This window comes from Streptomyces sp. W16, from assembly GCF_033194735.1.
Classification (GTDB): domain Bacteria; phylum Actinomycetota; class Actinomycetes; order Streptomycetales; family Streptomycetaceae; genus Streptomyces.
In genome coordinates, this window is the sequence record NZ_JAWOAI010000440.1 from 1 (window position 1) to 8,634 (window position 8,634).

7 protein-coding genes are annotated in these 8,634 nt (G+C 72.1%); 4 read left to right on the forward strand and 3 right to left on the reverse strand.

Going from position 1 to position 8,634, the window contains the following annotated elements:
- Positions 1-1,345 (reverse strand): hypothetical protein (locus tag R6V09_RS39395; protein WP_317886285.1); only part of this gene is annotated, 1,345 nt, incomplete at its 3' end.
- Positions 1,346-1,522: 177 nt separating this feature from the next.
- Here R6V09_RS39395 and R6V09_RS39400 point away from each other — a divergent pair.
- Positions 1,523-3,124 (forward strand): hypothetical protein, encoded by a 1,602-nt coding sequence (locus R6V09_RS39400; protein ID WP_442810221.1) that lies wholly within the window; start codon positions 1,523-1,525, stop codon positions 3,122-3,124.
- A 25-nt stretch (positions 3,125-3,149) separates the two neighbouring features.
- On the opposite strand, the gene R6V09_RS39405 is transcribed toward R6V09_RS39400, so the two are convergent.
- Positions 3,150-3,722, reverse strand: coding sequence for a sigma-70 family RNA polymerase sigma factor (locus tag R6V09_RS39405; RefSeq protein WP_317886286.1), 573 nt, complete (start codon positions 3,720-3,722; stop codon positions 3,150-3,152).
- Between the two features lie 61 nt (positions 3,723-3,783).
- Positions 3,784-4,212 carry a hypothetical protein gene (locus tag R6V09_RS39410; RefSeq protein WP_317886287.1) on the reverse strand — a complete coding sequence of 143 codons (429 nt, stop codon included), beginning with the start codon at positions 4,210-4,212 and terminating at the stop codon, positions 3,784-3,786.
- Positions 4,213-4,630: 418 nt separating this feature from the next.
- On the opposite strand from R6V09_RS39410, the gene R6V09_RS39415 reads away from it, so the two are divergent.
- The 3 genes from R6V09_RS39415 to R6V09_RS39425 all read left to right on the forward strand — a co-directional run.
- The gene (locus R6V09_RS39415) at positions 4,631-5,179 is read left to right on the forward strand and encodes a DUF4232 domain-containing protein (protein WP_317886288.1); all 549 of its coding nucleotides are present in this window, start codon (positions 4,631-4,633) and stop codon (positions 5,177-5,179) included.
- A gap of 127 nt (positions 5,180-5,306) precedes the next feature.
- Positions 5,307-6,725, forward strand: coding sequence for an NAD(P)/FAD-dependent oxidoreductase (locus tag R6V09_RS39420; protein WP_317886289.1), 1,419 nt, complete (start codon positions 5,307-5,309; stop codon positions 6,723-6,725).
- A gap of 123 nt (positions 6,726-6,848) precedes the next feature.
- A partial coding sequence (locus R6V09_RS39425) for an ATP-binding protein (RefSeq protein ID WP_317886290.1) occupies positions 6,849-8,634 on the forward strand: 1,786 nt, incomplete at its 3' end.

Sequence of the window (8,634 nt, forward strand, 5' to 3'; positions counted from 1 at the left end):
CCCGGTGCGTCGCCACGAACCCGTCCGCCGCACGGACGTCACCACGCCCGACGAGCCACGCGGCGGCACCGAGCACACCGTCCTGCCCGGCGCCCAGCGGCGACACGGCCCGCACGACGCTCCGCAGGGCGGCGAGGGGGTCGTACGGACGGCCACCGGTCAATTCCTCTCGCACGGCGGCGAGGGCGGCGTCGATGTCACCCAGGAGGGAGCGAGGCACGACGTCGACGGCCCCGGTGGCTACCTGTGCCCTCTCCCTCTCCCTCTCCCTCTCCTGCTCCCTTTCCCTTTCCCTCTGCCTCTCCCGCTCCGCTTCCGCGCCGGTGAGCGCGGCCGGGACCAACTCGGCAGCGGTGGCGAGGGAGTTGGCGAGCTGGTCGACGCAGGTAAGGAAGGTGTCGGCCTGACCGATGGCGCCCTCGGCGGCGCGCAGGTCGCGCATCGCTTGCCCAGTCCGTCCCAAGTCGGCTGCCTGGCGGGCCCGGTTGAGATGAGTCGTGGCGAACACCAGCCGGTCCTTGGCCTGTTCGACGTATCCGGTGACAGTGGCGGTGGCCGACGCCGGGTAGCGCGTGCGCAGGTCGGCGAGTGTGGTTTCTACGGCCCCCGTACGGCCGGTCAGTTCACGGAACCGGGCTTCCGCGACCTCCAGCGCCCCGCTCATCTCCCGTTCCAGCGCCCGGAGTTGATCGAACCCGGGGGCCGCGGCATCCAGTCGCCGCCCGGCTTCGGCACACCGTCCGACGATGCCGGCGAGGGCCTGGCGCCGAGCCGCCTCGTCTTCCGGGACATCCTGGACCGCCGGGACTCCCTGGCCGTAGCGCAGGTGTATCGCGAAGGCGGCGGCGAGTTCGCGCTCGGCCTCCCGCAGGCTCCGGTGGAACGGTTCGACGGCTGCCGGTCCGAACCGGGCCTCGGCGAAGGAGAGTTCCTCCCGGCTGGTGCGTACGCAGTCGTCGGCCTGGACGAGGGCGGCACCGGCCTGGCGTTCCAGTACGGGCAGTGGGGTCACGGGGGGCCGGGACGACACCACGGGCGATATCAGGGGTGACACGACGGGTGACACCACCCCGGGAGTCGTACGGGTACGGGTCCTACGGGTGCGCCGTACATACCCGTACCCCGCGAGTATCCCCGCGCCGCCGACGGCGACGAGCGGCAGGACGAGGTCGGCAGCGGATGTCCCGCCGGCGTCCTGCTCGGCGTCGGCTGTCTGCCCGGCGGGGGCGGCGGCGGGCCCGGCCCGGGTGGCCGCAACCGGAACCTCCGCATTGATCGTCATCACCGGCAACACCAGCCACACGACCCCGGCCGCCCCACCCAGCACGGCATGCGCCACCCGCACGGATATGTGAGAGGCCGCGCATCGCGGCCGGCCGCGTATCAAGGATGACGTCACATTTCGGAGCGTATGAGCAGGAATGCGGACGCGCGACCGGGATACGCCCGGGGTGGGACAGGGGACAGCGCCGGGGGCGAGTGAGGCGGGAGACGCACGGCTACGGGGAGGGGAGACGCGGGGATGACGCAGGCAGAGGGTATGGGGGCGGGCACGCGGGCGGACGCGGACGCGGGCATGCGGGCGGACGTGGGCACGGGTTCGGGTACGGACGCGGACACAGGAACAGGTACGGGGGCGGATATCGGCGCGGGGGTGGGGCGGGGGACGGACGTGGAGAAGGGTCGGCGGGAGGACGGGGGTCTTGGGGGCGAGGGGGAGCGGGGAGTGTCGGCTGGACCGCAGGTTGGGGTGACGGACGCGAGCGAGGGCGTGGAGAGCGCGGAGACCGCGGGGGATGCGGGAGCTGCGGAGGCCGCCGGGGTTGTCGAGGCCGCAGAGGTCGTCGGGGTTGTCGAGGCTGCTTTGGCCGTCGAGGGTGCGGAAGCCGTCGAAGCCACCGAAGCCGTCGAGCTCACGGCAACCTCAGAGGTCGCCGAGGTTGCCGAGACCTCCTTGGCCGTCGAGGCTGCGGAAGCCGCGGAGCCCGCCGTGCCCGCCTTGGTCGTCGAGCCCGCGGAGCCCTCAGAGGCCGTTGAGGCTCCCAACCCCGCCAAGACCTCCGACCCCGCCAACGGTGCCGAAACCCCCGACCCCGCCAAGAGCGCCGTACGTCCAAGAAAGTGGGTTCGGTGGACCCGGCGTACCGCCCTCGTGCTTGTCCTTCTTCTGGTCCTTCCTGCCCTCGCCGCCGAGGTCGCCCTGCGTGTGAACTACACCGGTGACCCCGTCGACGGCACGCACACCAGGAACCAGGACGCGATCTGGCTGGGCCATGCCTGGGTGGACGGGCGGAAGACCGACGCGGATGTCGCCGCGCTGGCCCGCCGTCTGAAGGGCACCGGTATCCGTGACCTGTACGTCCATTCGGGGCCCCTGGAGCATGACGGCACCCTCCCTGAGTCGGACTACCCCAGGGCTACCTGGCTGATCGAGTCGGTCCACCGTGCGCTTCCCGGCGTCCGTGTCCAGGCCTGGCTGGGGGACAAGCTCGCCACCGAGAGCCCCGACGGGCTGCGCCTGCAACGCGCGGCGACCCGCACAGCGATCGTCGCCTCCACCCGCCAGATCCTCGCCGCCGGCTTCGAGGGCGCCCACTTCGACCTGGAACCCCTCCACTCCGGCGACGACGACTACCTCGATCTGCTCGACAGGCTGCACGACGTCACCGAGTCCCACCACGCCCAACTCTCCGTCGCCGCCCACCAGATCGACCCGCTCCCCGCCTTCCACTCCATCTGGGGCACCCTCACCAACCACCCCAAGTGGTGGTCGCAGGCGTACTTCGGCCAGGTCGCCCGCCGCGTCGACCAGATCGCCGTCATGTCGTACGACACGATGCAGCCCCTGCAGAGCCTCTACGGCGGCTACGTCGCCCAGCAGACCTCGCTCGCCCTGGAGGTCACCCCGGACTCCACCGACCTCCTCATGGGGCTGCCCTTCTTCCACGAGAACCGGTTCGGCCACCGCGGCTCCGCCGAGACCGTCCCCGCCGCCGTCCGGGGCGTACGCCTGGGCCTGTCCCGCACGGACGCGGACCGCGCGAACTTCGGCGTCGCCCTGTACGTGGACTTCGCGGCGACGGAGGCGGACTGGACGGCGTATCGGGAGGGTTGGGTGCGCTGAGCGCACGGCCGGGCACGACAGCGGATCAGCGGATCAGCGGATCAGTGGCGGCGAACCGGCCTGCCAGGGCGGTCCTGAGGGCGCGCAGGGCGTAGTGCGTGCGGGACTTGACGGTGCCCGGGGGGATGTCGAGCAGCTCGGCGATCTCCGCGACGGGACAGCCTCGGTAGTAGGTCAGGGCGAGGATCTGCCGTTGCTGGGCGGTGAGTTGGGGCAGTGCGTCCAGGACCAACTGGGTGTCGAGGATGCGGTCGGCGGCGTCCTGCACGGGCAGGTTGAGGTCGTCGATGCTGTGGGTCTCCCGGGGGCGGATGCACCATGCCCGGTGGCGGTCGATGACGAGGTTGCGTACGACCGTGAAGAGCCAGGGGCGCACTTCGGAGGGTCGGCCGACGATGTTGTCGTAGTGGGTCCAGGTACGCAGGGTGGCTTCCTGAAGGACGTCCTCGGCCGTGTGCCAGTCGCCGTCGAGCAGGCTGGCGGCGTAGCGCAGCAGGGTGGCGCCATGGTGGTGATAGACGTCGCGGACGAAGTCCTCCTTGTCCGGGCAGGCGGAGGGTTTGGGCCGCGTCGTCGGGGAGTCGGCGGTGGGTTTCATGGGGTGGGGCACCTTGTCGGCTGTCGAGCGGTGGGTGGGGGGCGTGGGCGTGCGGCCCGTCTCAGACGGCCTCGCGCAAGTGCGTCAAGGCTCCGAGGAACGCTTCGAGGAATGCTTCGCGGGACGGGCCGCGTCCGGCTTCCGGCGTCGGGGTGGTCTCGGTCGACCGGTCCGAGCCGGCGGTGATCCGCTGTGGTGAGGCGGTCTCGCGGATGGCATCGTGCGGCGCCGCGTGGTGACGTTCGACGAGCTCGGCGTCGATCGCGCAGGTGAACCGCCAGATGTTCGTCCTGTCCGGGACGACCCCGTACAGGCGGAGGCCGACGCCGGGCCGGTCCTCCCGGGAGTGTGGGGCGCCGACGGGCTCGCCTGTCCGGCGCGGCAGGTTCGGGCGCGGGGCGAGCAGGGGCACGCGGTGCCCCTCGGCGGTCGGCAGCGGGGCGAGTACCGCGCCCTCGGAGCGCACCCCGCACACCGCGACGACGTGCATGCATCGGCCTTTCGACGTGATCAGGGGGCCGAGCATCGCCGCGCCGACTGCTCACTTCCCAGACCATTCGCCGCCCACTTGACCGCATCCGGCGCATGCGGACACGGGCCTTGCCCGGGTCTGCACGGCGCTCACCCGGCTCTTGCCCAGGTCTGCACGGGCCTCACGCGGCCCCTGCTCGGGCCGGTGCTTCACCCGGTATTCCAGTCGGCATTCCAGGCTTCGGGTGAATACGCAGGTCAGGCGGCATTCCGGTGTTCCAGCGTCCCGTAATCGGCCGTCGGCCTCGCAGCCGGGACGACCGCGCCCACAGTCTTGGGCCGTCCGACCAGGCAGCACTCGCCGTACTCCGGCATCCACGGAACCGGCATTCACCGGCAACCACGGAACCGGCAACCACAGAAAAGGCAGTCCGATCATGCGTATCTCCAACCGCCTCACCGCCCGTGCCCTCGTCCCGTCCGTGCTCGTCGCCGTACTCACGGCGGCCGGTGTGCAGGCGGCGACCCAGTCGGCCGACGCCGCTCCCAAGAAGGCCGCGGCGATCACCGCGTGCACCACGGCCCACACCAAGGTGACCGTCAGCCCGGTGACCCGGCCGATCAACCACCTGCTGCTGAAGGCCACCAACACCGGCACCAAGCCGTGCTACGCCTACGGCGCCCCGTACCTGAGGGCCGGCGCCGATGCCCAGGCCCCGCTGGCCTGGGACGAGGACTCCGTTCCGCAGTCGGTGGTCACCCTCGCGCCCGGCAAGTCCGCCTACGCGGGGATCGCCACGTACACGCCCGACGGCGAGGGCGGCTACACGGCCAAGACGCTCGGCGTGCTCTTCGCCAACCGGGCGATGAACGGCTCGGCCGGCCCGGAGAAGACCCTGAAGCTGCCGCACAACGGGGTCCACTTCAACAGCGCCGCCACCGTCGGCTACTGGCAGACCAGCATCGACCAGGCACTCTTCGGCTGAGCCACGGCCAGGGCCTTGCCGCCTTCCCCGCTCGCCCGCCGGTTCTGATCAGGCAATCGGTCTGGGAAGTGAGCAGTTCCGCTACCGAATCTGGACGCCTTGTCTTGATCGAGAAGGAGGAACGACGATGCGTACGTTGGTGGTGGGCGCGGGCCCGACAGGCCTGGTGACCGCGATGCTGCTCGCCGCGGAGGGTGCGAAGGTCACGGTGGTCGACCGTGACCCCGTGCCGCCGGAGAGCGAGGCGGAGGCGGTCTGGCAGGGCTGGCGGCGGCCCGGGGTCAACCAGTTCCGGCAGACCCACTGTCTGCTGCCGGGTGGACTGCGCCTGCTGCGGAACGAGCTTCCGGGCGCGGTGGACCGGCTGCTCGCCCTGGGCGGGCGCCCGGGTCACAACATGATCGCCGGCACCTGGGGCCTGGCGGGCCTCGGCGGCCGGCGTCCGGAGGACGACCGGTACGAGACCGTGGCGGTCCGGCGCCCGGTCCTGGAGGCGGCCCTGCTGGCGGAGGCGGAACAGACACCCGGAATCACCGTGCGACGCGGGGTGCGGGTGACCGGGCTGCTCACCGGTGAGGCCAGGATCGCGGGAACCCCGCGGGTGACCGGCGTGCTCACGCAGGACGGCGAGTCCCTGACCGCGGATCTCGTGGTCGACGCGGGCGGCCGCAACTCGCCGGTCGCCGAACTGCTCGCCCGGATCGGCGCGGCCCCCGAGGAGGAGCGCGCCGAGACCGGATTCCGCTACTACACCAGGTTCTTCCGCTCCGCCGACGGCGCACCGGGACCGCAGGCACCATGGCCGCTGTGCCACCACGACAGCGTCAGCGTCCTCTCCGCCCCGGGTGACAACGGCACGTGGTCGGTGACACTGGTGACCTCCGGGCGCGACCAGGAACTGCGCGCTCTGACGGACACCGACGCCTGGCAGCGGGCGCTGAAGCTGTACCCGTGGTTCGCGCCCCTGGGCGAGGCGGAGCCGCTCACGGACGTACTGGCGATGGGCGGAACCGAGAGCCGGCGCCTCCGCCCGGTGGTCGACGACCGGCCCCTGGTCACCGGGATCGTCTCGGTCGGCGACGCCTGGGCCACCGCCAATCCGCAGTTCGGCACCGGGATGACCATGGGATTCAGGCACGCCGCGCTGCTGCGCGACGCCGTGCGCGCGGTGGGCGTCGACGATCCCGTGGACCTCGCCGTGAGGTTCGACCGGGTCACCGAGACCTTCCTGGCGCCGGTCCGGGACAACTTCGCGCACTGGGACCGGCACCGGCTGGCCGAGATCGACGCCGAGATCCTGGGCGGGACGTACACGTCGGCGGACGAGGCCTGGAATCTGCAGGTCGCTGTCGAGGCCGTCCGCTGGCTGGATCCCGACGTGCTCCGCGGGCTCGCCGAAGTGGCCTGCCTCCTGGCCACTCCGGAGGAGGCTCTGATCAAGACCGGGCTGGTGGAGAAGGTGGTCGCGCTCGCGGCGGGCACTCCCCGCTACGCCGAACCCGGCCCTACCCGCCGCGCACTGTTCACCGCCGTGCGAGGCGGCTGACCACAGACGGTGCGGCCCGGGTTTCCTCCCGGGCTGCACGTACGACAGACACGTACGACAGACACGTACGACAGACACGTATAACGGACAGCACCCGACGGCATCACGGAAGGAACGGAACCCATGTCCACGGCAGACGGCGGCTCGCTGGGTGGCCGGCTCATCGCGGCCCGGGACCGGGCGTTCGTGGGCCGGTCGGCCGAACAGGCCCTGTTCCGCTCCTCGTTGGCGGGTGCCCCCGACGCCGCTCCGGTCCTCTATCTGCACGGGCCCGGCGGCATCGGCAAGTCCGCGCTGCTGCGGCGGTTCGCACAGGAGGCGCGCGGAGCGGGACGGCTGGTCGTCGAGGTCGACGGCCGTACGGTGTCCCCCACGCCGGAGGGTTTCACGGAGGCCGCGGCCAAGGCGGTCGGTGAGCCCGGGGCGGTGCTGCTGGTCGACACCTTCGAGCTCTGCCAGGGGCTGGAGGGCTGGCTCTGGGAGCAGTTCCTCCCACGACTGCCGCTCGGTGCGGTCGCGGTGGTCGCCGGACGGCAGGCACCCGACCCGGCCTGGATCTCCGACCCGGGCTGGGCCGACGTCCTGTGGGTCATGCCGCTGCGCAACCTCACTCCCGAGGACGCGCAGGCGTTCCTGCGTTCACGGGGCGTGGCGGACGACGCGCACCGCACCCTGTTGTCCTTCACCGGCGGCAACCCGCTCGCCCTCGCGCTGGCCGCCGCGGTGGCCGTCCAGGACTGCCGGCAGACGCCCGGACCGGCGCCCGGACGGCTGCTGGACCATGACGTCATCGCCACCCTGGTGCCACGGCTGGTGGGGGATCTGCCCAGCGTGGAGCACCGGACCGCGCTGGAGATCTGCGCACACGCCTACGTCACCTCGGAGGCGCTGCTGCGTGCCCTGCTGGGCGAGCGGGCCCCGGAACTGTTCGCCTGGCTGCGGGCGCAGCCGTACGTGGAGTCCACGGCGTCCGGGCTGTTCCCGCACGACGTGGTGCGCGAGACGCTGGTGGCCGACCTGCGCTGGCGTGACCCCGACGGCTTCAACGCCCTGCACAAGCGGATGCACCAGTACCTGTTCGAGCAGCTGCGCGCCGCCCCGGCCTCGCAGCTCCTCCCGGCGACCGGAGCCCTGCTGTTCATGTACCGCATCGGCGGCAGCATGGCCCGCTTCCACGACTGGCAGAACGCCGGTCTTGTCTACGACCAGCCCTGCGCCGCCGCCGACGAGGCCCGGGTGCTGGAGCTGATCGAGGAGGCGGAGGGACCCGAGTCGGCCGGGACGGCCCGGTACTGGCTCGACCGGCAGCGCTCCGCGTTCCGGGTGTACCGCTCCGCGCAGACCGGTGTCATCGTGGCCTGCTCCGCCTGGCTGCGGCTGACCGGGCTGGAGGGCGAGGACGCCGACCCCGTGGTGGCCGCGGCCTGGGCCCACGCCCGCGCCAACGAACCCCTGCGCGCCGGGGAACACCTGGCCGTGGCCCGGTTCACCGTCCACCCCCGGCACTACCAGCGGCCCGGGCCGGCCACGACCCTGACCCAGTGGCGGGCGATGGGCGAGATCTTCCGCGCCGACCGGCTCGCCTGGTCCTTCGTCGTGATGCGCGACGACGGCTTCTGGGACGGGCACCTGGGCCATTTCGACATGCTCCCGACGGACGCCGATCCGGTGGTGGGCGACCACTCCTACCGTCTCTTCGCCCATGACTGGCGTGCCCAGCCCGTGGTTCCCTGGCTGGCGGCGAAGACGGACGTCGTACTGTCCGGCACCGTCCGCACCGAGCCGGCACCGGCCGACGCCGCAGGTACGGCGCCACCGCCGGCGGAGCCGAACGAACTCGTCGTGCTGTCGCGGCCGGAGTTCGACGCGGCCGTACGGGACGCGCTGCGCGCTCTGCGCCACCCCGCGG

Coding starts and splice junctions, on each gene's coding strand:
- R6V09_RS39420 (WP_317886289.1), top strand. CDS start 5,307: ATGCGTACGTTGGTGGTGGGCGCGGGCCCGACAGGCCTGGTGACCGCG.
- R6V09_RS39405 (WP_317886286.1), bottom strand. CDS start 3,722: ATGAAACCCACCGCCGACTCCCCGACGACGCGGCCCAAACCCTCCGCC.
- R6V09_RS39415 (WP_317886288.1), top strand. CDS start 4,631: ATGCGTATCTCCAACCGCCTCACCGCCCGTGCCCTCGTCCCGTCCGTG.
- R6V09_RS39400 (WP_442810221.1), top strand. CDS start 1,523: ATGACGCAGGCAGAGGGTATGGGGGCGGGCACGCGGGCGGACGCGGAC.
- R6V09_RS39410 (WP_317886287.1), bottom strand. CDS start 4,212: ATGCACGTCGTCGCGGTGTGCGGGGTGCGCTCCGAGGGCGCGGTACTC.